The 23,778-nt window shown below is 64.0% G+C and carries 23 protein-coding genes and 1 riboswitch; of the genes, 19 read left to right on the top strand and 4 right to left on the bottom strand.

All coding sequences use genetic code 11. From position 1 onward, the window contains the following. Positions 1-130: 130 nt before the first annotated feature. The 12 genes from AMA01_RS11325 to AMA01_RS11270 all read left to right on the top strand — a co-directional run bounded on the left by AMA01_RS11325 (position 131) and on the right by AMA01_RS11270 (position 12,485). Positions 131-1,591 (top strand): PTS mannitol transporter subunit IICB, encoded by a 1,461-nt coding sequence (locus AMA01_RS11325; RefSeq protein WP_082744161.1) that lies wholly within the window; start codon positions 131-133, stop codon positions 1,589-1,591. Positions 1,592-1,594: 3 nt separating this feature from the next. After that, positions 1,595-3,619 (top strand): BglG family transcription antiterminator, encoded by a 2,025-nt coding sequence (locus AMA01_RS11320; RefSeq protein WP_067851042.1) that lies wholly within the window; start codon positions 1,595-1,597, stop codon positions 3,617-3,619. A gap of 6 nt (positions 3,620-3,625) precedes the next feature. After that, positions 3,626-4,054, top strand: coding sequence for a PTS sugar transporter subunit IIA (locus AMA01_RS11315; RefSeq protein WP_082744159.1), 429 nt, complete (start codon positions 3,626-3,628; stop codon positions 4,052-4,054). Continuing rightward, positions 4,051-5,202, top strand: coding sequence for a mannitol-1-phosphate 5-dehydrogenase (locus tag AMA01_RS11310; RefSeq protein ID WP_067851038.1), 1,152 nt, complete (start codon positions 4,051-4,053; stop codon positions 5,200-5,202). The genes AMA01_RS11315 and AMA01_RS11310 overlap by 4 nt, the downstream gene beginning before the upstream one ends. 30 nt (positions 5,203-5,232) lie before the next feature. Next, positions 5,233-5,502, top strand: a complete 270-nt coding sequence (locus AMA01_RS11305) for an HPr family phosphocarrier protein (protein WP_082744158.1) — start codon at positions 5,233-5,235, stop codon at positions 5,500-5,502. Positions 5,503-5,512: 10 nt separating this feature from the next. Continuing rightward, on the top strand, positions 5,513-7,219 hold the full coding sequence (ptsP, locus tag AMA01_RS11300; RefSeq protein WP_067851036.1) for a phosphoenolpyruvate--protein phosphotransferase: 1,707 nt from the start codon (positions 5,513-5,515) through the stop codon (positions 7,217-7,219). Positions 7,220-7,543: 324 nt separating this feature from the next. After that, entirely contained in the window at positions 7,544-8,119 is a 576-nt protein-coding gene (locus tag AMA01_RS11295) for an RNA polymerase sigma factor (RefSeq protein ID WP_067851035.1), read from the top strand. Next, entirely contained in the window at positions 8,112-8,945 is an 834-nt protein-coding gene (locus AMA01_RS11290; protein ID WP_067851033.1) for an anti-sigma factor, read from the top strand. The genes AMA01_RS11295 and AMA01_RS11290 overlap by 8 nt, the downstream gene beginning before the upstream one ends. Positions 8,946-9,043: 98 nt before the next feature. Then, a complete protein-coding gene (locus AMA01_RS14095) occupies positions 9,044-9,472 on the top strand; it encodes an amidase family protein (protein ID WP_067851031.1) in 429 nt (142 codons plus the stop codon). Continuing rightward, positions 9,456-10,139, top strand: a complete 684-nt coding sequence (locus AMA01_RS14090; RefSeq protein WP_067851029.1) for an amidase family protein — start codon at positions 9,456-9,458, stop codon at positions 10,137-10,139. Before AMA01_RS14095 ends, AMA01_RS14090 begins: the two co-directional genes overlap by 17 nt. Before the next feature lie 154 nt (positions 10,140-10,293). Beyond that, on the top strand, positions 10,294-10,848 hold the full coding sequence (locus AMA01_RS11275; RefSeq protein WP_067851028.1) for a hypothetical protein: 555 nt from the start codon (positions 10,294-10,296) through the stop codon (positions 10,846-10,848). Next, positions 10,845-12,485: a hypothetical protein gene (locus AMA01_RS11270; protein WP_067851026.1), complete on the top strand. Its 1,641-nt coding sequence runs from the start codon at positions 10,845-10,847 to the stop codon at positions 12,483-12,485. Before AMA01_RS11275 ends, AMA01_RS11270 begins: the two co-directional genes overlap by 4 nt. Positions 12,486-12,545: 60 nt before the next feature. Here AMA01_RS11270 and AMA01_RS11265 read toward each other — a convergent pair whose 3' ends face one another. Next, on the bottom strand, positions 12,546-14,222 hold the full coding sequence (locus tag AMA01_RS11265) for an ATP-binding cassette domain-containing protein (protein ID WP_231862929.1): 1,677 nt from the start codon (positions 14,220-14,222) through the stop codon (positions 12,546-12,548). Then, positions 14,152-15,099, bottom strand: a complete 948-nt coding sequence (locus AMA01_RS11260; protein WP_067851024.1) for an ABC transporter ATP-binding protein — start codon at positions 15,097-15,099, stop codon at positions 14,152-14,154. The genes AMA01_RS11265 and AMA01_RS11260 overlap by 71 nt, the downstream gene beginning before the upstream one ends. 107 nt (positions 15,100-15,206) lie before the next feature. Here AMA01_RS11260 and AMA01_RS11255 point away from each other — a divergent pair, with 107 nt between their 5' ends. From AMA01_RS11255 to AMA01_RS11245, 3 genes are all read left to right on the top strand, one after another. Further along, complete coding sequence (locus AMA01_RS11255) at positions 15,207-15,785, top strand: biotin transporter BioY (protein ID WP_067851022.1); 579 nt, start codon at positions 15,207-15,209, stop codon at positions 15,783-15,785. Between the two features lie 147 nt (positions 15,786-15,932). Beyond that, a complete protein-coding gene (locus AMA01_RS11250; RefSeq protein ID WP_067851019.1) occupies positions 15,933-17,555 on the top strand; it encodes a putative bifunctional diguanylate cyclase/phosphodiesterase in 1,623 nt (540 codons plus the stop codon). Positions 17,556-17,600: 45 nt separating this feature from the next. After that, complete coding sequence (locus AMA01_RS11245; RefSeq protein ID WP_067851018.1) at positions 17,601-18,860, top strand: MFS transporter; 1,260 nt, start codon at positions 17,601-17,603, stop codon at positions 18,858-18,860. 171 nt (positions 18,861-19,031) lie between these two features. Here AMA01_RS11245 and AMA01_RS11240 read toward each other — a convergent pair whose 3' ends face one another. After that, positions 19,032-19,385, bottom strand: coding sequence for a DUF5684 domain-containing protein (locus AMA01_RS11240; protein ID WP_067851016.1), 354 nt, complete (start codon positions 19,383-19,385; stop codon positions 19,032-19,034). Between the two features lie 191 nt (positions 19,386-19,576). Between AMA01_RS11240 and AMA01_RS11235 the strand changes: the two genes are divergently transcribed. From AMA01_RS11235 to crcB, 4 genes are all read left to right on the top strand, one after another. Next, positions 19,577-20,806 carry an alpha/beta hydrolase gene (locus AMA01_RS11235; protein ID WP_231862930.1) on the top strand — a complete coding sequence of 410 codons (1,230 nt, stop codon included), beginning with the start codon at positions 19,577-19,579 and terminating at the stop codon, positions 20,804-20,806. Positions 20,807-20,811: 5 nt separating this feature from the next. Next, positions 20,812-21,597, top strand: coding sequence for a 3-hydroxybutyrate dehydrogenase (locus tag AMA01_RS11230; protein WP_067851064.1), 786 nt, complete (start codon positions 20,812-20,814; stop codon positions 21,595-21,597). A gap of 42 nt (positions 21,598-21,639) precedes the next feature. Beyond that, positions 21,640-21,702, top strand: a riboswitch (Fluoride riboswitch). Between the two features lie 70 nt (positions 21,703-21,772). Further along, complete coding sequence (locus AMA01_RS11225; protein ID WP_067851012.1) at positions 21,773-22,189, top strand: fluoride efflux transporter FluC; 417 nt, start codon at positions 21,773-21,775, stop codon at positions 22,187-22,189. Continuing rightward, positions 22,186-22,551 carry a fluoride efflux transporter CrcB gene (gene crcB, locus AMA01_RS11220; protein ID WP_067851010.1) on the top strand — a complete coding sequence of 122 codons (366 nt, stop codon included), beginning with the start codon at positions 22,186-22,188 and terminating at the stop codon, positions 22,549-22,551. The genes AMA01_RS11225 and crcB overlap by 4 nt, the downstream gene beginning before the upstream one ends. 93 nt (positions 22,552-22,644) lie before the next feature. Here the strand turns inward: crcB and AMA01_RS11215 are convergent, their stop codons facing one another. Beyond that, positions 22,645-23,505 (bottom strand): hypothetical protein, encoded by an 861-nt coding sequence (locus tag AMA01_RS11215; RefSeq protein WP_067851008.1) that lies wholly within the window; start codon positions 23,503-23,505, stop codon positions 22,645-22,647. Positions 23,506-23,778 lie beyond the last annotated feature (273 nt).

The following is a 23,778-nucleotide window of genomic DNA, read 5'->3' as shown; positions in this document are numbered from 1 at the left end:
CCTGACAGTACTCTTCGGGCCTGACGCCATGGAGCGTGTCAGGCCCGAATTTGTTTGCGTTGATGCGCGTCACGCGGGCATGTATCTTGTTCGACAGAAAGCGATTACAACTGTCGAAGGAGGGCGTAACGTGGCGACCCAGGTTGCAGCACAACCGATTGCGTCGAGCGGCCGGGCTCGGGCGGCGATGCAAAAGTTCGGTGGCTTTCTGGCGGGCATGGTCATGCCCAACATTCCCGCGTTTATCGCGTGGGGCCTGATCACCGCGTTCTTTATTCCCACAGGGTGGACCCCGAACGCGAAGCTCGATCAGCTGGTTTCTCCCATGGTCTCATTTCTCATTCCGGTTCTCATTGGCTTCACCGGAGGGCGCCTCGTGCACGGGATCCGCGGGGGCGTCGTGGGCGCCATCGCCACGGCGGGCGTGGCCATTGGCGCATCTCAGCCGATGTTCATCGGCGCGATGATCATGGGCCCCCTCGGCGGCTACCTGATCAAGCAGTTCGACCGCGCCGTGGAAGGGCGCATCCGCGCTGGTTTCGAGATGTTGGTCAACACGTTTTCCGCAGGCATCCTGGGCGGGGGGCTCGCGATTCTCGGTTTTCTAGGCGTGCAGCCCATCATGGATCAGGTGTCCGCTTGGCTGGGTGCGGCGGCCGTGTGGGTGACCAATGCGCATCTTCTGCCGCTCATCGCCATCTTTATTGAGCCGGGCAAGGTTCTGTTTTTGAACAACGCCATCAACCACGGTATCCTTGAACCCATCGGCGTCGAGCAGGCCAAGCAGGCGGGCAAGTCCATCTTCTTCCTGCTTGAGACCGACCCGGGGCCGGGCCTGGGGCTGCTCATGGCCTACTGGGCGTTTGCGAAGGGGGCCATCCGGCAGTCGGCACCTGGCGCAATTCTCATTCAGTTCTTCGGTGGCATTCACGAGGTGTACTTCCCGTACGTGCTGATGCGGCCCATTCTGGTCCTTGCCGTGATCTTGGGCGGCATGGCGGCGGACACGACCTTCATGGTCCTGCACGCCGGCCTCGTGGCGACGCCGTCGCCCGGCAGCATCTTCGCCGAGATCGCCATGACGCCGAAGGGCGGTTACTTCCCGGTGCTTTCGGGCATCTTTGTGGGCGCGCTGGTCTCGTTCCTGGTGGCTTCCTTCTTCATCCGCCGCTCTCGAGACGAGATGGACGAGAGCACCTTGGCGTTCGCCCAGGCTGTGGTGCAGGACATGAAGTCTCAGTCCAAGTTCACGCCGTCCGCTCAGCCAACGGCGCAGGCTGTGGCGGAAGAGGCGACGCTCGCAGGAGTCCCGCAGGCCGTGTATTTCGCGTGTGAGGCTGGCATGGGATCGAGCGCAATGGGCGCGTCCATTCTGAAGAAGCGGCTGCAGGAGGCTGGCTACGACATCCCTGTGCATCACGTGCCGGTGAACCAACTGCCGTCCACAGCAGAGGTGGTGTTCACACAGGCCAGCTTCGAGACGCGCGCGCGCCAGGTCGCGCCGAAGGCGAAGATCTACCTGGTGCAAAACTTCTTGAACAAGGCGACCTACGACCAGCTGATTGAGGACCTTGGCCATCTGAAGGGATGAGGCATGGCGAACGAACTGACGGATCGCCAAAAACTCTTGCTCTTGGAACTGGTGCGGCACTCGGAAGGCGTGGATCCTTCCGAGGCCGCGCGCCGTTTGGACGTCAGCCGCCGCACGCTGCAGCGCGACTTGCGCGCCGTGGCCGGCTGGCTCCGCCCGTTCCGGGTGCGGATGGAGAGTCAAGGCGGGAGGTTATGCCTGCAAGCTTCGCCGCAGGAATTGGGGCGCATCGAAGCTGAACTGGGACCCGTGACTTCGAGAACCCTAGTCGTCACACCCCGACAGCGGGCTGCGCTTCTCGCTCTCTGGCTTCTGGCCGAGCCGGGACCGCTCAAGCTTGCCTATTTGGGCAAGGTTCTCGACGCCGCGCCGGCGAGCTTAAGCAGTGATTTGAACGACCTCGCTCCCTGGTTGCGCGCTCGTCATATGACCCTCGTGCGCAGGCAGGGCTTCGGCGTGTTGGTCGAAGGAAGCGAGGTGGCCAGGCGCGAAGCCATGGCTGACATCGTCTACGAGCAGATATCACCGTATCAACTGGCTCGCATCATCACGCGAGAAGGCGATCTCAGCCATCCCGTCGCGCGTTGGCTCGTTCAGTTTGTGCCGCAATCGGTGCTCAAGGGTCTCGCGGACACCGTCGAAGCCGTACTCGGCGCCGCGGAGCCCCCGGTCGAGGAGGCGGATCGGTCTGAGGTGTGGCTGTATGCTTCCGTCCAATGCCTGCGCGCTGCGCGAGGAGGTGTGGTGCGCGGCGAGGATCTGGGCCCAGCGGAGCGCCCCAGCGACATCGCGCTTGCGAAGGAACTCCTCAACGGTCTGTCGCAGGCGGCTGACCTTCCGGCCCTCGCGACCGAGCCCGAGATCCGGTACATGGCCAGGCACCTCGCCGGCCTACGCGTGCGCCTGGAGGACGATTTCCGGCTGCTTCCGTCCAACGTGACGGCGCTCGATCTCGCCCACCGGTTCGTGCGCGCGGTCGAGGACATCACGCGGCTGCCGTTTGCGTCGGACCCTCTGCTGGTGAGTGGGCTCGCCCAGCACCTCGCGCCTGTGCTCGATCGCGTCCGTGCTGGCCTGCCGATTCGAAATCCACTGCTGGAGGAGGTCAAGGCCCGGTATCCGGATCTCTTTTCCGCGGCGGAATCGGCAGCGCACGAGGTGTTCGCCGCGCATGGGCTTCGGCTGCCGGATGAGGAAATCGGCTTTCTCGCCATGCACCTTGGGGCCTCCCGGGAGCGGCGATGGGCGGAGGAGAAGTGGCGCGCCGTCATTGTCTGCCCCCACGGGCTCAGTTCGGCGCGGCTTCTCGCGAGCCGCGTGCGCAAGGAGCTGCCCGAAGTCTCCGTGCAGGAGGTGGCGTCGGCGAAATCCGCTGCGCACATGAACGCCGATCTCATCCTGTCCACCGTTTCGCTGCCGGAGTCAGGCGTGCCCGTGGTGGTCGTGTCGCCGTTTCTCACGGAGGAGGACCTCCGCGCGATTCGGCTAGCGCTTGCCAAGATGGAGCGGCCTGCACGCACCTCGCTCAAGCCGGGAGAGACACTGACGGGCGCATCCAAGTGGGCCTCGCGGCTCGCTTCTTTGGCCAGGACAGCCACGATTCGAGCGGAGACCGTGGGCGAGGTCATTCGGCTCGTCGGGCTCGATCTCGTCCGACAAGGGCGCGCTTCCGACGCCGAATCGATTGTGGAGGCCATCGAGCGCAGGGAGCGGTTGGGGAGCGTCGTACTGCCGGATCGGCAGCTCGCTGTTTTGCATGCGAGGACTGACGGGATCGACAGCCCGTTTGTCGGCGTCTACCGCTTGGAGCGGCCAATATGGATGCGGGGAGTGGCGGAGGACGAGCCCGTGTCGGTCTTCCTGGTGCTGCTCGCCCCGGTGCACGAGGACCCAGTTGTCATCGACGGCCTCGGCCGCATCTCGGCGGCCTTGGTCGAATCGGAGGCGCTGGTGGAGGCGCTGAAAAGCGCTGACGAAGAGGAAATTCGGCGGCGTCTGTACGACGCGATGGTTCGCCAAGGGGAGTGAATGAAGATGGTGACATTGGACGCGCGCCATGTGGCGCTGAATGTGGGGGCGGAGCCAAAGGAAGAGGCCATTCGCCGGGTGGGCCGCATGTTGGTGGACCTGGGTCATGTGGAGGCGCCGTATGTGGACAGCATGCTTGAGCGAGAGGCTGCGACCACCACATATATCGGCAACGGGATCGCCATTCCGCACGGCATGCCGGATTCGGTGACGTACATTCGCGCATCTGGCATTGTCGTGGCGCAGTACCCGGATGGCGTGGATTTCGGCGGGGAGAAGGCGAAGCTCGTCATCGGTATTGCGGGCAAGGGCGAGGAGCACATGGAACTGCTCTCCCAGATCGCCACGGTCTGCATGGACGAGTCGAACGTCGCGAAGCTGGTCCAGGCGGCGTCGGCCGACGAGATTGTGCAGATTCTGGAGCGCGCGTCATGAGGCGGGCGCTGCACTTTGGCGCGGGCAACATTGGCCGCGGATTCATCGGCTGGTTGCTCGCCGACGCCGGATTTCAGGTGACGTTTGCAGATGTTGTGCCGGGGCTCGTCGACGAGATTGCGGCGAAGCGCAGCTACCGCGTCATTGAGCTCGGCGAGGGAAAGCGCGTCGTCGAGGTGCAAGGCGTGGACGCGTGCCTGCTCGGCTCGGAGCGGTGCGTCAAGCTTGCGGCGACGAGCGATTGGATCACAACGGCGGTCGGTGTTCGCCACCTTGAAGGCGTGGCCGAGGTGTTGGTGGAGGGATTTCGCCGGCGCATGCGAGCGGGGCGAGAGGGCGACGTGATGGTCATTGCGTGCGAAAACGCGGTGCGCGCGACGTCTCAGCTGCGCCGTCACGTCGAGCGGCTGGCGGACGGCGCGTTGCGCGAATTCCTGGATGCGCGCGTGCGTTTCCTCGACGCCGCGGTGGATCGTATCGCTCCGAACCGCGAGGGGCACGCGGAGGATGCGCTGGACGCCGTGGTGGAGTCGTACTACGAGTGGGTGGTCGAGGGGAGTCCCGTGCCCGGCGCGCCGCACGGCATTTCATGGGTCTCGGATCTCGATCCGTATCTGGAGCGCAAGCTGTACCTCGTGAACGGGGCGCACGCCGCCATTGCGTATCTCGCGCATCTCCGCGGCATTGCGACCATCGGCGAGGCGCTCGCGCAACAGGACATCGAGCAGCACGCCGCGGGCTTTCAGGAGGAAGCGGCGCGCGGCTTGGCGCATCGCCACCCTGCCTTCGATGTCGCCGATCTCACCTCGTACGCAGCGAAGGTGCGAACGCGTTTCGCGAACCCGCACGTGGTCGATCACGTCACGCGCGTCGCCCGCGATCCGCTGCGCAAGCTGGCGCCGCGCGAGCGCCTGATGGGCCCCCTCGTGGCGGCCGCCGAAGCGGGCTGCGAAACGACGGCCATCGAACGGGCCATCGCATCTGCGCTGTGCTATCTGGACGAGAACGACGAGGCTTCGCTGGAGTTGCAGCGGCGAATCGCGACCGAAGGCGTGGAGCAGGTGGCTCGCGCGGTGTGCGGCCTTGATGGCGCACCGCTTCGCGGCGTGATGGCTGCGTACCGGGAACTGCAAGCCCCTATCCATTAAAACAAGACAAACCTACAGGAGGTCATGGAGATGGCAATGGCACAGCGAGAAATCGAACTCAAAAACCCTTCCGGGCTGCATGCTCGGCCGGCTTCGCTGTTTGTGGCAGAGGCGAACAAGTTTCAGTCGGAGATTTTCTTAGAGGCGAAGGGCAAGCGGATCAACGCCAAGAGCATTCTCGGCCTGTTGTCGCTCGCCATCGGGCAAGGCACCGTCATCAAGATTGAGGCCGAGGGCGACGACGCAGAGCAGGCCGTCACCGCGCTGTGCGATCTCGTCGCGTCCGGGTTCGGCGAGTGAGGTGACCAAGATGGGCACGGTGTATCGCGGCGTGGCCGCGTCGGACGGGGTCGCGGTGGCGAAAGCGTGGCTCGTCGCCCCGAGTGAGCCGTCCGTCGAGCGCGTGGAGGTTGCAGATCCTCAGGCCGAGTGGGCGCGCGTCGAGCGGGCCATCGCCGCCGCGAAAGAGGAACTCGCGGCGTTGCGCCAGACAGCCTTGGACAAGTTGGGCGAGGCGGAGGCGCAGTTGTTTGTCGCGCACGCGCAGATGCTCGACGATCCCGAACTCACGGGGCAGATTCGCCAAGCCATTGAGGCGGAGCGCGTCAACGCCGAGTGGGCGGTGAAGAGCGTGATCGACACCTTGGTCGGTCTGTTTGACGCGCTCGACGATGAGTACATGCGCCAGCGCGCGGCGGACGTCCGCGACGTGGGCAGCCGCCTGCTCCGCCATCTCCAGGGCGGTGGCGGGGCGAGCCTCGCGGATCTCGCGGAGCCCGTCGTCCTGGTGGCGCGCGATCTCGCCCCTTCCGACACGGTCCAACTGGATCCCGCGTTTGTGCGCGCGTTTGTGACGGACATCGGCGGGCGCACGTCGCACACGGCCATCATGGCGAGATCGCTCGGCATCCCAGCGGTGGTGGGGCTCGGCGACATCACGGCGCACGTGGCCTCTGGGCAGGTGCTCGCCGTCGACGGGAGCGAGGGACTCGTCGTTGTGGAGCCGAATGAGGAGGAGTTGGCGCGCTTCTCGGCGCAAGTGGAGCGGCAGCAGAGGGAACGCTCTCGCCTCGCCGCGCTGCGCGACGCCGAATCCGTCACGCCGGACGGGCGCAGGGTCGAGATCGCCGGGAACATCGGCACGCCCGCCGAAGTGGCGCAGGTGTTGGCCCAGGGCGGGGAAGGCATCGGGCTTTTCCGCTCCGAATTCCTGTACATGAATCGCGACACGGCGCCGACGGAGGAGGAGCAGTTCGCGGCCTACAAGGAAGTGGCGGAGGCGATGCAGGGACGCCCGGTCATCGTGCGCACGCTCGACGTCGGCGGCGACAAGGGCATCCCGTATCTCGGCCTGCCGCACGAGGACAACCCGTTCCTCGGGTATCGGGCCATCCGCGTCTGCCTGGATCAAAGGGAACTGTTTGCGGCGCAGCTTCGCGCCATCCTGCGCGCGTCGCACTACGGCAAGCTGCGCGTGATGTTCCCAATGATCGCGACGGTGGAGGAGGTGCGGGCGGCCAAGCGCGAACTCGAGGCGGCGAAGCAGGCGCTGCGCGAAGAGGGCGTGCCGTTCGACGAGGACATCGAAGTGGGCATCATGATCGAGATTCCGGCGGCGGCCGTCGTGGCGGATCGCCTGGCGAGGGAGGTCGACTTCTTCTCCATCGGCACGAACGATCTCGTCCAGTACACGCTGGCGTGCGATCGGCTGAACGAGCGGATTTCCCACCTGTACCAGCCGCTCAACCCGAGCGTGTTGCGGTTGGTGAAGATGGTCATTGACGGGGCGCACGCCGAGGGCAAGTGGGTCGGCATGTGCGGTGAGCTGGCGGGGGATCCGCGCGCGACCGCCATTCTCCTCGGCCTGGGGCTGGACGAATTCAGCATGAGCGCGGGCTCCATCCTCAAGGTGCGCGACGTCGTGCGCAACACGCGCTACGAGGACGCGAAGGCTTTGGCGGCCCGGGCGCTCGAGGCCGATACCGAGGCGGATGTGTTGAAACTGGTGGAAGCCTGAGGCTCTGGAGTCGACGCGATCGACCATCATCCCGCGGGGTGCATCGCCCCGCGGGATTTTTGCAGAGGGGCGTCGCTTGCCGGAACCGAGCCTGGCGCGCGTTCGCTACGTTCGCTCGTATCTTCCTATGAATACCCCACTCCCGCTTCATCACCCGCACTTCTCACTGATCCCACATGGGCTTCGCTGCGTATGATTCCATGAAACGCGACGTCGGTCTTTGAGGAGCGGCAAGCCATGGCCTCCAGCTTGTCCCGTGCGGCGGCTTCCACTATCATACGTGACAGCACAACCAACTCCATCGTCCGTTTGAGGAGAGTGGACATGAACGGTGAGCTGTCCGACGACATGCTGCTTGCCGCCATCGCGCGCGGGCAGCGCGATGCGCTCGAGGCGTTCTACGACCGATTCGCGCGCCTCGTGTACAGCTTCGCCTACCGCGTGACGGGCAACGTCTCGCACGCCGAAGAGATTGTGCAGGACGTGTTCGTCAAGGTGTGGCGTCAGGCGCATGCCTACAATCCCGCGCTGGGCAAGGTCTCCACCTGGCTGTTGACCATCGCGCGCCGATCCGCCATTGATCTCCACCGCCGCGAGCGGCGTCAACAGCACGAGTCGGGCGAAGACGTGTTTCCCATCTTGCCAGATCACGGGCCCACGCCGGATCGCGTGGCGGAGCAGAGCGACTTGCGATTCCGCATCCGGGAGGCCCTTGCCAAGCTCCCGGAGGAGCAGCGGCAGGTTGTCGAGTGGATGTACTTCCAGGGGTATACGCAAAACGAGATCGCCGAACGATTCGGTTGGTCGCTCGGGACGGTGAAGAGCCGCGCTCGGCTGGCGATGCAGAAGCTGCGCGAAGAATTGCAGAGCGTCGGATGGGAGGTGGAGGGCCGTGGCTGACAAGGTGTGCGAACTGTGTGCGCTCTACGTCCTCGGAGGGCTCGACGAAGCTGAACGGCGCTCGTTCGAGGAACATCTGGCCGCTTGCCCCGACTGCCAGGCCGAACTGGCCGAGATGAAGCCCATCGCCGACGCCATGCTGTACGACTTCGACGAGGTGTCGCCGCCGCCCGAGTTGCGTCAGCGCGTCCTGGCAGCCGTCTTTGAGGAGATGGACGCGGAAAGCGGCGCGAACGGCGCATCTGCATCGCCACGGGCTTCGAAAGAGGGCGCAGCGCCGCGTGACCGCGCGACCGACGACCGGCCTGCCGTGGAATCCCCCTCTGCGTTCGAACCGGCTTCGGACTCAAAATCGACGGTTGAAGCTTGGTCGTCGCGCCGCGAGCGGCGCCGGATTCGGACGTGGTGGATGGCGCCTTGGGCCGCGCTGGTGCTTGTCGCGGCAGGGCTCGGGTGGTCGCTACATCGCGTCGCTCCGTACCAGACGATTGGCGAGGTGAAGACCCAGGTTCAACTCGCGCCGACGGCAGGGATGGGCAGCGCGCAGATGTGGGTCATTGCTTCACCTCAGGGTAAAGAGATGCTCATCCGCTTTCACGGTTTGAAGCGACCGGTCGGATCGCAGGTCTATCAGGTTTGGGTGATTCACAACGGTCAGCCGCCGCAGTCCGCCGGCGTGTTTGTTCCGGACGCGCAGGGGAACGCCGTGTTTGCCTCGCTGATGCCGAACGAACCGGTGAATGTCGTGGCGGTGACGCTGGAGCCAAAGGCGATTGACGTGCGGCCGCTTGGCACGATGGTGTTCAAGGCACAGCTCTCCACCTGATGGCAAGCCGGTGAGAGGCAAGCGTCGAGGCAGGAGTTTGTTGCGGGCGCATCGAACGCATCACCCTGAAGCGGTCCAGAGGAAGTGGGGCGATTGGGGTGTCGAGCCTCTTGACGGATCACGATGCGCTCGGCCTCGCGGAGCTGGTGCGGACGAGACAGGTTCACCCGCGGGAGCTCGTTCAGGCGGCCATCGAGCGCATTGAAGCGCTGAACCCAAAGCTGAACGCCGTCATTCACAAGCGCTATGAGAAGGCGCTCGCCGAGGCCGAGAACGTGCCCCTCGACGCGCCGCTGGCTGGCGTGCCGGTGCTCGCGAAGGACGTGCACCAGGAGATCCAAGGCGAGCCGATGACGTTTGGTTCCAAGTCGTACGCGTCGCACATCGCCAGCGAAGACTCCCACTTTGTTCGGCAGCTCAAACGCGCCGGAGCCATCTTCCTAGGTATCACCAATGTGCCGGAATTTGCGCTCATGGCCGTCACGGAGCCAAGGCACTACGGGCCCACGCGTGGCGAGGTTCCTTGAGTCGCTCGGCCATGAGGTCGAAGAGCGAACAGCGCCGGTCGACGGCCGGCAGCTGGCCCAGAGCTACATCTGGATGTATTTCGGCGAGGTGGGGGCTCAGCTCCAATCTCTCCGCAGCATCTTGGGGCGTAAACCCCGGCCGCGTGACGTGGAACCCGCCACCTGGCTCCTCGGAGCGATGGGGCAATTCGTCTCCGTCGCCGACTTTGTCGCGCGTCTGCGAGCGTGGGACGAGGCGGCTGCGCAGATGGAAACGTTCCATGAAACGTACGACGTCTATCTTACGCCGACGACGGCCATGCCACCCGCGCGCATCGGCGAGCTGTCGCTTCGATGGAGCGAAGAGAAGATCGCCCGCTGGTCGCACCGTTGGGGGATTGCACGGCTTCTCGCGCGGGCGGGCCTCGTGGATAAGCTCGTGGAGACAAGCCTCATGCGAACGCCGTTCACCCAACTCGCCAACTTGACCGGTCAGCCAGCGATGTCGCTGCCACTGTACAGGTCTTCGACGGGCGTTCCGCTCGGCGTGCAGGTCGTGGCGGCGCGCGGTCGAGAAGATTTGCTTCTCCAACTCGCGGCCTTGTTGGAGCAGACGAGCCTGTGGCTGGACGTGAAGCAGAACCCGCTCGTTCGCGAAGAGCGCCGCCCTCCATCGCAGGATGTGTAGATAGCCCTCGTGTGCCCCCTCCAAAACACCTCGAGAGCGCCGTCCAAGGTCTGGGCGGCGCTTCTCTATGCGCCGCCCATTTCGTCGGTCGTGTGATCCATGAGCCGCCCCCCTTCGTATCCCTAGGCGAGTGTCACAGAAAGGAGGGCGGCTGATGCGCTCCCACCGGTACCAAGCGTTTGTGCTGCTGCTCGTCGGATATGAATGGCTCATCTCTGGACTCGACAAGGTGCTCGCTCACAACTTCGCGCAGGGGCTGGCCGGTCAACTCGCGGCCGCGGAGCACGGCCTGCCGTATGGGTTCTACGCGTCGCTCTTGTCTCACGTGTTCGTCCCTCACGCGCAACTGTTCGCGTGGCTCGTGATGGCTGGCGAGTGTGCGAGTGGCGTGCTCCTGCTCGCGCTTGGCGCCATCGCTTGGTTTCGCCCGCTGTCGCCGGTTCAAAAGGCCATCGCGGTTGTCACGCTCGCCGTCGCCAGTTTCATGGTGATGAACTTCTTCTTCTTTCAGGGCGGCAGCTACTTCCTCAATCCGTCGGACCCCTACAATGAGGGTATTCCCGTTGATTTTGTTCTCTTCTGGATTCAAATCGGAACCATGATAGCGCTTCTTCGAGAAAAATCGAATGAAGAAGTGATCCAACCTTCTCTTTCATCCGTAGACACGAGTGAAAGATTTCACAGAACCCATGGAGGGATGTCGAAATGAAGATGAGAAACAAGGCTAAGTGGCTCGGAGCTTCTGCCGCTTCCATGATCGCGCTGGGGAGCATGTCGAGCGTAGCGATGGCGGGGACAACGTCCAACATGTGGCCGGTGAAGCCGTCGCCGGTAACGGCCAACGCAGCCATCAACCTGCGGGTCAATCTCGACAACCTGCTCGCGCAGCACGCCGTGCTGGCCATTGAGGCGATGGAGGCCGGCTACGACAATGCGCCGGATTACAACAATTGGGTGTCGCTCTTGAGCCAGAACACCGATGCCCTGTCGAACGCCATCGCGTCCGTTTATGGATCGCAGGCCGGCCAGGAATTCAAGTCGATGTGGAGCGCGCACATTCAGGATTTCGTCAACTACGTCGTGGCCACGGTCAAGAACGATCCGGCTGGTCAGCAAGCCGCACTCAACGCTCTACAGCAGTACGAGGTGAACTTCGCCAAGTTTCTGGCGTCTGCCAACCCGTACTTGAACGAGCAGGCGGTGCAGGACGGCCTTCGCCAGCACGTCCAGGAGCTCTTGACCGCGTTCACCGACTATGTGAACAAGGACTACAACGACATGGCTCAGGAGCTCGTGCAGGCGTACAACCACATGTTCATGGTGGGTGACGCGCTCGCAGGCGCCATCGTGAAGCAGTTCCCGCAGAAGTTCGGGACAGCCTCTCCGGATACCGCTGCGGCGAATCTGCGCGTGACCCTGGATCAGCTTCTGGCCCTGCACGCCGATCTCGCCAACCTCGCCATGGAGGCTGGATACAGCGGTGCGGGAGATTTCCAAGCCCTGGCCAACGTCCTCGGCCAAAACACGGATCAGCTGTCGAGCGCGTATGGCTCGGTGTACGGCGCGCAGGCAGGAGCGGAATATAAGCAGTTCTGGGCGGATCACATCAATGACTTCGTGAACTACGTTGTCGCGACGGCCAAAAACGACGCGAGCGGTCGCCAGCAGGCGCTCAATGCCCTTGAGGACTACAAGGTCCATTTTGCGGAGTTCTTGGGCAGCGAGAACCCGAATCTCAACGTCCAGGCGGTGGAGGACGGCCTCGAGACGCACATCGATGAGTTGCTTGCGACCTTCAACGACTACGTGAACAAGGACTATGCGGATTCCGCGAGCGAGTTCGCCATGTCCTACAATCACATGTTCATGACCGGCGACTCGCTGGCAGCCGGCATTGTCCAGCAGTACCCGGTCAAGTTCGAGAGCGCAAGTGACACGTGGACCTGGACCGGCATCTCGCTGGAGGTGAACGGCCAGGCGTGGAAGATGCCGCTTGGCGTCTGGGGCGTGAACCCGGCCACGAACCAGAGCGAGCAGTACGTACCCATCTGGTACGTGATGCAGGTGCTCGACAAGCTGAACATCCACAACAGCTGGAACGGGCACGAGTGGATGATCCAGACGAGCGGATCGTACAACTGGAATTCGAAGTTCAGCGGTGGGTACATCACGCTCGACATCAACGGCCATGCGGTCGGCATGGCGAACGGCACAGTCCTCGTGGATCCATACTCCCACATGCCCACCACGTTCATGGCGATGTCGGATGTCGCCAAGATCCTGAACGATCTCGGCCTGAAGTACACGTGGGGCGGCTCGACGCTCAACATCATGACCTCGATGTGAGGACCGCAAGCGCAACTCCAGACGCCTAAGAGGAAGCCCGGCGATGCGATTCGCCGGGCTTCAGTGTGTCCAGACAAGGAGCGCGATGCTGACGAGCGCCATCGCCATCACGGCGAGGTCTCGTCCGCGCACCCGCCACCCGGGCAGCAGGGCGGATGGAGGCGGAACTTCAAACAGCCGGCGCGCCTCCATGGCATCCGCCGTCGCTTCACCGAAGCGGAGCATGCGGATGACAAACGGCGCAATGACGTTTGCCACGTCCACGAGCACCCGCGAGGTGCTAAGGAGACGGCCGGCGTTTTGCAGGCGGACCCGGTAGGCATACCACTGTTCCCGGTAAATGACTTCGACCGCGGGGATGAACCGGGTCACAAGCGCGCCGAACCAACTGGCCACGAGCCGCTGCCGGCGTGGCACGATGCGGGCAAGAGTGGCTTCGACGAGCGCCGCAAACTGGAGCGACGAAAATCGCGCGAGCGCCAGCTGGCCAATCTGCAAGAAGCACCAATACGGCACCACTTCAAGCAACGTGTGCTTCGCCGTGGCGGCATGAAAGGCCCAGCGCGTATGGAAGGGCGGTCCCAGCTGCAGGCCGCTTACGGCGCACGCTAGGGCGGCAAAGCTCACCCAGGTCCACGTCAGGCGCAGGCTCGTGCGCAGCGGCGCGCGCAGGGCGGCGAGCAGCGCAAGGGTGGCCAGCACGGCGACGAGATCGCCTGCCGGCCGGTGCACGAGCGCAATGGCGATGGTGATCGCGGTCAGCGACAGCCAGCGAAGGGCTGGGTGAAAGGCGCCCACACGGCTCTCAGCGCCGGCCTCCGGTGGCGGCATTTCCATGGCGGCGGACGCCAACTCGCTCGAGGCGGCCGCAGCCGCCGGCACGGGCCCGGCTTCCTGGCCCAACGCCTCTTCGGAGCACCTCGCTCCATCCTGCACAGCGGGTGACGCCAGGAGGCGGGCGGCGAGATCTTCCGGGCGACAGAGGCCAGGCTTTGGCCCGCCCGCGGACGCGATGGCCAGCGCGAGCCGCACCGACGGCGGAAGGGGGACGCCGTCCCGCTCCAAGGACGCCGCGGATTCCGCGAATGCCTGCGGCGTCCCGTCGAAGACGAGGCGGCCGTGGGCGAGCGCCAGTACGCGGGTGGCAGAAAACAGCGCCTCGTCGAGATCGTGCAGGGCCGTGATGGCAAGGCCGCCTTGTTGCACAAATCGCGCGATCTCGGCGAGCAGTTCGGCCCGCGACGGTGCGTCGAGCCCGCTCGTCGGTTCGTCGCAAAGGAGCACCTCGCCAGGCCGCGCGAGCGCCATGGCGTAGACAAATTTGCGCTGCATGCCGGTCGACATGCGGGACGGAAGATCGTCCGGCTGCAGATGGCCGAGGCCGAAGGGGGCGAGCTGCGGCACCACCCATTCGCCCCACCCGCGCCGGAGGTCGGCGCTTGGCATCCGCAGGCTTGCCGCGAACTCGTCCGCGGCGGAAGTGGCAATGAGCAGCCGCTCCGGCGCTTGCGGGAGGTACGTTCGCCGCACGTCCGTGGCTCCTGCAGGCGCGCGGTAGCCGATCTCGCCCGCCACGGGCTGCGACACGCCAGCCAGCGCGTCGAGCAGCGTCGACTTGCCCGAGCCGTTTCGCCCCACGAGCACAATCCACTCGCCGGCCGACGCTTCAAACGAGATGTTCGACAGAATCGGCACCTTTCCGCGCGCGAGAGTCGCCGATTTCACCTGCAACAGCACGCCGCCATCCCTCCACAAACTCGTCTTCTGTGAGCGGCGCGAAGTCCGCCCCGGTCGCTTCCCGGATCCGGCGCGCGGCTTGAACGAGGTAGGGCGCCGCAAAGCCGAGATCGTCGCAAGGGGCATGGCCGTCGCGTCCGTAGAAGAAGGCGCGGGGCGACATGGGCTCGCGCATGGCGCCGCCCTTCACCACCACGATGGCGTCCGCCGCGAGCACGTCGTCCATGTCGTGCGTGACGAGGAGCACGGTTCGCCCGGTTTGCGCGAGCCGCCGGAACACGGCGCGCATGGCGGAGCGGGCGTCGGGATCGAGCTCCGCCTGCGTCTCGTCCATCAGGAGCACGTCGGCGCCGGACGCGAGTGCGCCTGCCACTGCGAGTTTCGCCATCTCACCGCCCGAAAGCGCGTCGACTGGGCGATCCGGCTGCACCCGGAGTCCGACGGTTTGCAGCCACTCGTGAATCTCGCTTTGAAGCGCGCGCCGGTCCGGTGCCGGATGGCCCAGGTGCGCGGCGCGCGCGGCGATGGCGACCGCGAGTTCCTCCTCGACCGTCTGCCCGACAAAGCTCGCCGCGGGCGGCTGAAAGCCCATCTGCACGCGCCACCTCGCTTCGCGCCAGGGCCGACCATGCACGTCGATCTCGCCCTGAAACCGCGCCAATCCGACCAGAGCTCGAAAAAACGTGGTCTTACCTGCGCCGTTTGGGCCCACGAACGCCACGATGCGCCCGCGGGCGATTTCACCGGACACGTCGCGCAAAACCGGCTTCGAAGCCCCAGGGGGCGAGACGGACAGCCCCCGCCACGCGAGCGCGGGAGGTCGCATCTGGGCCGCGTCTTTGGGCCGCGTGGACACGTTCGAAGGTGAATTCAACATGAGACGCCCTCCGCTCGCATTCGAGGTTGTCTTTTGCTCCTATTGTCAACTATAATCCACTCGTAGGTTAACAATATCACATGGATTCGGAGGAGTGATCAAGTTTCATGGCCAAAGTTCGCGGTCTCATCTTCTGTGCGCTCTTCATCGCCATCTTCGCCGTGCTGAGCCTGGTTCAGATTCCGGTCGGCTCCGTGCCCATCACGCTCGAGACGCTCGTGGTGCAGGTGTGCGCCGGCTTGCTCGGGCCGTGGTACGGCGCGCTGACCTTCGTGCTCCTCATTGTACTGGATCTCATCGGCCTTCCGCTCATCGGCGGTCACGCCGGTCCCAGCCTCATGCTCGGCCCGACGGCCGGCTACATCTGGGGCTGGCCGTTCTGCGCGCTCTTCGCGGGCCTCGCCATCTCGCGGGTGCGGCCCGGATCGCGCGGCGAGATCGTCAAACTCATCGCCATCCTGTTCGTGCTGGGCGATCTCGTCTGTTACATCCCGGGCGTGCTGTGGCTGCGGCACGTGGTGCCGTCGCTGCATCCGTGGGGCTCCGCGCTGGCAGGCGGCGTGTGGCCGTTTTTGCCCGGCGACTTCGTCAAGAGCGTGCTGGCCGCCGTCATTGTGGCGCGAGTGCGCCGCGTGTATCCGACGGAGCGCATCCTCCGCGGCGAGCGGTATGCGGCGGAGTCCTGACGAGGGAGAAGCTTGTGCCGCTGTCGGAAGGCCCGCGCCTCGCCTGGGGCGGCGGGCCTTCGTCGTGCCTTCTGCGCGGAGAAGGATTTTGCATTTAGAAGCACGAACTACATCGATACGCATGCTCCGCATGGGGGGCCGAGATCGATGCGGGCCTGGCTCAAGTGGCTCTTGTTGAAGCCGTTGGCGACCGAATATCGGCTGCTGGCTTACGTGGTCAGCATGCAAGTGGTGGTGCTGGCCATGGTGGCGGCCATTGTGTACGATGCCGCGGGCGGGGTGCACACGCTGGCGCACTGGGAACAGGCCATCCGGACGGACAGCCTGCCCATTCTCCGCGCGATGGCCTCGCGTCCGCTTTATCTGACGCTCTGGATTGCAGGAATCGGCACCGCACTCCTTCTCGCTTTCTCCGCCTTTGCATACCGCGAACTGTTTCTCGATCTGCGCCAAAAGCGGGACTTGCGCAGGCGTCTCGCGCACGAGTCGAGCCACGATGCGCTCACCGGAGTCCTCAATCGCGCCTACTTCATGGACTACTTCGAATACGCGGTGCGGGCAGCGGAACGAGACGCGGATCGCCTCGCGCTTTTGTACATCGATCTCGATCGGTTCGAAGCGCTGAACGCGGCCTTTGGCTATCGCGCGGGCGACGACGTGCTGCGCGCCGTGGCTCAGGTATGGCAGGCCGAAAAGCGCAGCGAGGACGTTTTGGCCCGCCTAGGTGGGGACGAGTTTGCCCTTCTCATGGCGCACGCCGGTCCGGAGCTCGATGTCCTCGCCGTGGCGAATCGGCTCATGGCTTCGTGCCGCGAAGTGGATGCGTGGGCGAATCGTTTCGATCTCGGCGCGTGTGTCGGGATCGCCTTCTTTCCCGAAGACGGCACCACCCCCGACGTGTTGCTGCGCAAGGCGGAGCTCGCGGTGCAGCGCGCGAAGCGGCGAGGGCGGCACCAGGTCTGCTTCTATCGGGAGTCCATTGCGGCGGCCATGTCGCGGGCGGATCGCCTGCGGAACGAATTGCCTCGCGCCATCGCGCGGGGCGAGTTGTACGTAGTGTACCAGCCCGTCGTTGAAGCGAAGTCGGGCGAGTTGGTGTCCGCGGAGGCGCTCGTGCGCTGGCGGCACAAGGAGTTCGGCGAATTGTCGCCGGGCGAGTTTCTCCCGGTTGCCGAGGAAGCGAGGCTGATGCCGGCCATCACCAGGCGCGTGATGGAGCAGGCCATCGCCAGTCTCGCGGCGTGGCGGGAGAGCGGGCTGTCGCTTACCATCTCCTTGAACATCTCCGCGCAGGACTGCCAATTGTACGGCGATCTCGTCGACGACCTCTCGCGCGCGGTCGCCGAGCACGGCGTGAAGCCGGAAGACGTCGAGATCGAGCTGACGGAGCAGTCGCTGATGGAGCACGCGGCGGAGGATTTGGTCCGGTCGCTGTGTCAGCGCGGCTTTCGCATCGCGCTCGACGACTTTGGCACGGGGTACGCGTCGCTCGCGTATCTGCAGCGGTTTCAGGTGACCCGGATCAAAATCGACCGGAGTTACGTGGCGCGCCTGTACACAAATGAGTACTATGAGCGGCTGATTCGCGCCGTGATGGCGCTCGCGGGGGAACTGGGGCTCGAGGTCACAGCCGAAGGTGTGGAGACCGCGGAGCAGGAGGCGCTCCTGCGGGCGATAGGCGTGAACAGGCTGCAGGGCTTTCGCTACGGTCGGCCTGTGACCGCGTCGGCCCTGCAGGAGGTGGCGGCGGGACATACAGATCCGCTTTAGCGGAGATGGGCGAAAGGTGCGCCGATGAGACGGGGGTATCGGGCGTTGGCGGATTTGGCATACCCAAGCGCGTTGAAGCGATATGTGGCCCTTCTGGTGGTGCAGAAATTCTTCTCGAGCGTTGTTTTATACGGCGTCGTTGCCTCGCTCTTCATGGTGTCGCGAGGGCTTGATTACACAGAAATCTTCACATTGGAGTCCGTCTTGGCCCTCGTTCTTTTCCTTGTGGACATTCCTTCGAGCGCGTGGGCGGATAGATATGATCGAAAATGGATGTTGGTCGTCGGACATGCAGCCGCGGTGCTGTCCGTGCTGGTCTTTGCCTGGGCGCGTCCATTCTGGGTGTTTGCGGTCAGCTATGCGCTGAGCGGTGTGGGTATCGCCATCCTGTCAGGCGTTGAATCGGCGTATGTATACGATCTGTGCAAAGCGTTCAATGGGCAGGAACATGCGACCCGGGTGTACGCCCGGCTTAACGCTGCGGAACAATGCGCCACCGTGCTGAGCTTTCCGTTGGGCAGTTGGCTGGCGACACACGGTTACGTGCTGGCGGTCTACGCGACGGCTGCAGCCAATGCGGCAGGGCTCCTCCTCATATTGCTCCTGCCGGCCCAGCGGATTCGGGAGAATCAGGGACAAGAGAGCGCTCAAGGTGCCACGAACCAGCGGAGCGCGTTGGTCTCCACATGGAACTTCATTGTGTCAAACCCGCGATTACTGCTGTTGGCCTTTGCTGGCCCCGCGGTGTGGGTGGTGTTCAACGGTTTCAACTATCTGAATCAGCCGCTCTTCGTCAGGGCGGGGTTGCCAGTGCATGACTTCGGCTGGGTAATGGCGGCCGGATCGCTCGCCGCGATGGCCATTTCGTTCTTGGTTGGCCGCGTAAACCAGCGATTTGGCTTCATGGGCCCCATTGTAGCCAGTACCTTGGCGATGTCCGCTGCTTTTGCGTGCATGGCGTGGACGAATCACCTGGCATGGATTGTCGTCGCCATTTTGATTCTCAACATGGGCGAATCACTGCGGTCGCCCCTGTTGAACAGCCTCACGAATTCACTTGTGCCCTCGGAGGTTCGGGCGACCGCTTTATCCGTTCTGACTGCGGTCGGCACCTTGTTGACCTTGATTTTGAACCCCGTTGTTGGTTACTTTGCGGACCACTCGGTGGCCGCAGGTCTTCTCTTCAGCGGCGCGCTCGTTTTCCTGTTTTCCTTCGGAGGTTTGCCGTTCCTGCTCCGCATGAGAGGGCATTCGGCGTTGCGTGAGATGTCTTCCGATCCGTCAGGGGATGCCAGTGCGCGGTAACTCTGTTTTGCATATTGGCGTTCGAGCTTGGACGAGGCTCGGTGGGAGGAAGCTTGCGAGCCTATCATGCGGCCGATCCGCTGGGCGAGCAGTCCGCAATGGGCACCATCCGCCAGGCGTCCATGGAGAGGCCCGCCTGATGAACGCGCATCAGGCGGGCCTGTGAAGCCATTACGCCCAGAACCCCACGTACTGAGTCTCCTTTTCAAATCCCCACACAATCCAGATGATGTTGTACACGAAAGGGATGAGTATCCACCACACGTTCGCGCCGCTGTGCCCAAACGCGCGGCACAACTTCACCTGCCAGATGATGAAGAAGATCACGTTGACGATGGGCACGAGCAAAATCAAGATCCACCATGCGCTCTTCTGAATCATCTTGAGCTGCAGGACGATGTTCAGGACAGGTACCCAGGCGAACCAGGCGATGCGCGCGAGTCCTGCCTTCTTGGCGAGTCGATAAAAGGCGATGGATGTAAGAATATAAAGTGCGATGTCAATGAGGTACACCAGGACGAGCACTCGATCACCTCCCTCCGTCGGCTGCAACGGCCTCAAAAGTCAACTTATGCGCACGCTCTCATCTTATGAAATTTCCATCTCCTTGCCTAGAGTCAGATTCCGGATGCCTCATTCGGCGCGCGGCAGGATCGGACGGCGAAAGGGCGAATCCATCACCTGAATCGCGTAGGTGGAGGAGGGAGAGCGTGGGCATGGAATCATCGCTCGCAGCCCGGGAGGCAGAGCGCGTCGCCCAGAGCCTCGAAAGGTTGGAGGATCTCACCACGCGAGGGCAGGGCGCACACGAAGACGCCCAGGCGCTCGTGTACCGGCCGCCGCGCATTGCGCGCCCGGTGCCCGGGTATCAGTGGCATGGCGCGCTGGGGCGCGCACAGGCCATCATCCGCGTGCCGCGCGACTGGAACGGCAAGCTCGTCATCGGCGCCACGCCAGCCGTCCGATCGGAATTCGCGCTGGACCACCTCGTCTCGGACATCGTGCTTCAGAGGGGTTACGCCTATGCCGCCTGCGACAAGGCGACGCCCGGCCTGACTCTGCGCGATCCCGCCCGTTCCATGGCGGAGTGGGAGTATGCTTACGTCCATCTGCTCGAGGTGGCCAAGCGCGTGCTCGCCCTACGTTTCGCGCAGTCTCCGCTTCGCACCTACGTGCTCGGCGTGTCGAACGGCGGCTACGTGGCGCGCATCCTGGCCGAGCGGCATGCGGGCGAGATCGACGGCGCCGTCGACTGGGAGGGTGTGCACTGGGATCCAGAAGGACAGCACCTTTTGAAAACGCTTCCGGCATGGATCGCCGGGTTCGCCGCGTACGCGCGCGCTGACGGTACCGAGCGAAATCGGCTGCGGGATGGCCTTGTGGAACTCGGGCTGCCGGGCGGTGCCGAGCGCCACTGGTCCATCTACTGCCAGATGTACTGGCTCGTGACGCTCTGGCTCTACGGGCGCAATCTGGACCCCGACTGGCCCGCCTTCGCGCTCCTTTGGTCGAACGACTGGCTGGGCGATCCGTCCGACCTTGCGGCCTATCCAGCCGAAGAGCGGGCTTCGCGCGTCGCGCCCCGTATCCGCCCCATCGCCAACACCGGCCGGATTGGCGTGCCCGTGCTCACGGTGGCGGGAAATTGGGACTGCCTCTTGCCCTTTGCCCATCATCAGGCGGCGTACGCCGAGAAGGTCGCCGCGTCCGGCTGCGCGCACCTGCACCGGCTGTACGAGATCGACCGCGGCAATCACGTGGACGGGCTCTTGCGGCTCGATCGCGGCGAAGAACAGCCGGTCTTTCCGTATTTTGAAGCGGCATTCACGCGCCTCGAGCGGTGGGTGGAGCGCGGCGAGGAGCCGCCGCCAGGCGGCCTGTACCGCACGGTTGACGCTCTCGCGGGAGGCGCGGAACTGTACGCAGACACCAATTTGGAGGCGTGATGAAGATGGAGATTTCTTTGCAAGGGCGCGTCGCCGTCGTCACCGGCGCCGCGAGCGGGATTGGGCTCGCCGTCGCCACGGCCATGGCTGAAGCGGGGGCGAGCGTAATGTTGTCAGACCTGCGCCAGGATGCGGCCGAAGCGCAGGCACAGGCCCTGCGGCAGCGCGGACTGGAGGTGACGGCCATTGCGGCGGACGCCTCGGACGAGGGCGAGATCGATCGGCTGTTCACGCAGGCGGAAGCGCAGTATGGCCGCGTGGACATCGTCGTCAACAACGCCGGCATGCAGCATGTGGCGCCCATCGAAGAGTTCCCGTCCGACGTCTTTCGCAAGATGGTGGACCTCATGCTCACGGGGCCGTTCCTCAGCATCAAGCGGGCGCTGCCCGGGATGAAAGGCCGCGGGTATGGGCGGATTCTCAACATGGCCTCGGTCAACGGCCTCATCGGATTTGCGGGCAAGGCGGCGTACAACGCGGCCAAACACGGGCTCATCGGCCTGACGAAGGTGGCGGCGCTGGAGGCGGCAGAGCACGGCGTGACCGTGAATGCGCTCTGTCCCGGCTATGTGGATACCCCGCTCGTCCGGAACCAACTGGCCGATCTCGCCCGCACGCGCAACGTCCCGGTGAAGCAGGTGCTGGAGGACGTGATCTATCCGCTCGTGCCGCAGAAGCGGTTGCTCGCGCCCGAGGAGGTGGCGCACTACGCCGTGTTCCTGGCGTCCGATCTCGCCGCCTCCGTCACGGGCCAGGCCGTCGTGATCGACGGGGGATACGTGGCGCAGTAAGGGATTTGTCTTGGGCGGCTCCGTCGGTTAAGATGACGGTAGAATCGATGCGGTGATGGAGCTCACCGGAACCGCCCGCAATGGGCTGATGGCTCCTGCGATGCACGGACGCTTTCCTGGATGCGTCTGCGCGTGGCAGGGGCCATTTTCATGTGGAGCGAAGGGGGAGAAGGGCTTGGACGAATGGAAAAAGATTGCAGCCGTGTTGATCGGCGGCGCGCTGGGCGGGGGACTGCGCGATCTCGTCGACGTCGCTGTGGGCCAGGTGCACCTGTTTCCGCTCGGCATCTTTGTCATCAACCTGACGGGCGCTTTCTTGCTCGGCCTCATGCAGCAACTGGCCGTGCGGCACGCGCTTCCCCATTGGCTGGTGGCGGGCCTCGGCCCGGGCCTCATGGGCGGCTACACGACCTTTTCCACGTTTGCCGTCGGCGCGTGGGAGGCGCTGCGGATGGCCCCGTGGCAAGGCGCGCTGTACGTGGTGCTGACCGCCGTCCTGGGGCCTCTGTGCGCGTGGCTTGGTACGAAAGTGGTGCCTGCGCGGGCGACACCGGAAGAGGAGCGGGAAGCGGAAGAGGAGGTCTCGCTGTGAACGACGCCGTGCTTTGGTTGACCACGGGCGGATCGGCCATCGGGGCGGTGCTTCGGTATCTCGTGGGTCAGTGGATTGGCAAGGTGAACAAAACGCCATTTCCGTGGGGGACGTGGATCATCAATATGGTGGGCACGTTGTGCCTGGCGCTCTTCACGGCGCGCCTCGCGCACGAAGACCCGCACCTTTTCATCCTTCTCGGCGCGGGTTTTTGCGGCGGATTCACCACGTTCTCGAGCTTTTCGACGGAAACCGTGGCGCTGTGGAGAGTGAGTCGCGGCTTGGCCATCGCGTACGTGGCGTCGTCCGTCCTCTTGGGACTCGCCATTGCCGCCGTGGTGGACCTGATCTTGCGCGGGTGATGTATCGCGTCAAAATGTTGAGGTTCTATAGTCTCATAGTCTCTGGGCTGCGGCACCTTGCGGGGGTGCAAGGTGCCGAAATGGAGGCGCATTTTACGAAATCGTGATGGGGATGGAGACGAAGGGCTTCTTTTCGCCGTGAATGAGAATGAAACTGCCCGGAAAAGGAGAGATGACGAGAACTCCCTGGCCTTTTTCTTCTGTTTGGATCACGAGGCAGTTCGCATAGGGTGCAGGTTGGTAGCTATAAAATCCACCTGGGTCACCGTACTCGCGGTCCAGCGCCGCTCCCAACAAGACATGCGCGTCGCCGACCGCGGTCAGCACGATGTCCTGGTGAAGCCTGGCATACAGGTGGGTCGGCAGGTGGTCTATCTCGATGACCTCTGGATGATGTTGCACCACGCGGGCGTGTACCTGCAGAAAGAGCTGGCCCTGACGAGCGCTGGGCCGGGCGTCTGGCTGCCGAACTTCCACTCGCCCGTTTTCAAGCGTCACCATCAACGGAGAGACGGCTCCGAACGCCATGGGTTGCATCATCAAGGTCTCGGTCCCGTCGGGCAGCACCACCGCGTTCTTCATGGCCTTGTCCAAGACGTGTTCAAGCGATCCGCCCTCAGGAATGCGATACACTTCGAGGTGTACGGTATCGTACGCGTCGACATCGGTCCAGTCCCACTCCACAAGTGCGGGATGACCTTGATTCTGGTAGATTCGGACCGCGTTCATGTCCGGGATATCATGGTGAATGAACAGCACCGGTTTCCAGGTTTGTCCTTTGTGTTCGAAGATTTCAACGCTCTGTCCCAGCGGAGGAAGGCCGATGCGCTGCATGAGGTGAGAACGGTAGGCAAGCAATCGCGCATACACGTTTCCGTCTTGCGAAAGGGCGCTTCCAACGACAATGGTGCCACCCGGAACCTTAGGAAGCACCGCGTGCGTTGTGGCGCGCATGGCGGGGGTTCCCTTGTTGGTTTCAACGGGATGACTTCTCGACAGGGATTCGACCCCTACAACAGATGCGCAAAGGGCAGCGAACGAACAGGCAACGGCCACAAACCTGCTCAACATCCTCAAGGGTTCCACCTCCATATGGAGAAAGAGGCATGCAACATCAATTCATGGGAGGATGAAGGTACGCGCTCACTCTGTAAAGAGGGCCATAGCCACGGCCACCGACAAGGTTGCGAAGGGAATAGACTTCATAGTTCGAATCCTCCTCATAAC

This window comes from Alicyclobacillus mali NBRC 102425 (assembly GCF_001570745.1).
Classification (GTDB): Bacteria; Bacillota; Bacilli; order Alicyclobacillales; family Alicyclobacillaceae; genus Alicyclobacillus; species Alicyclobacillus mali.
Note: the sequence above shows the minus strand (reverse complement) of the source record. Positions and strands in the feature narration are given on the sequence as shown.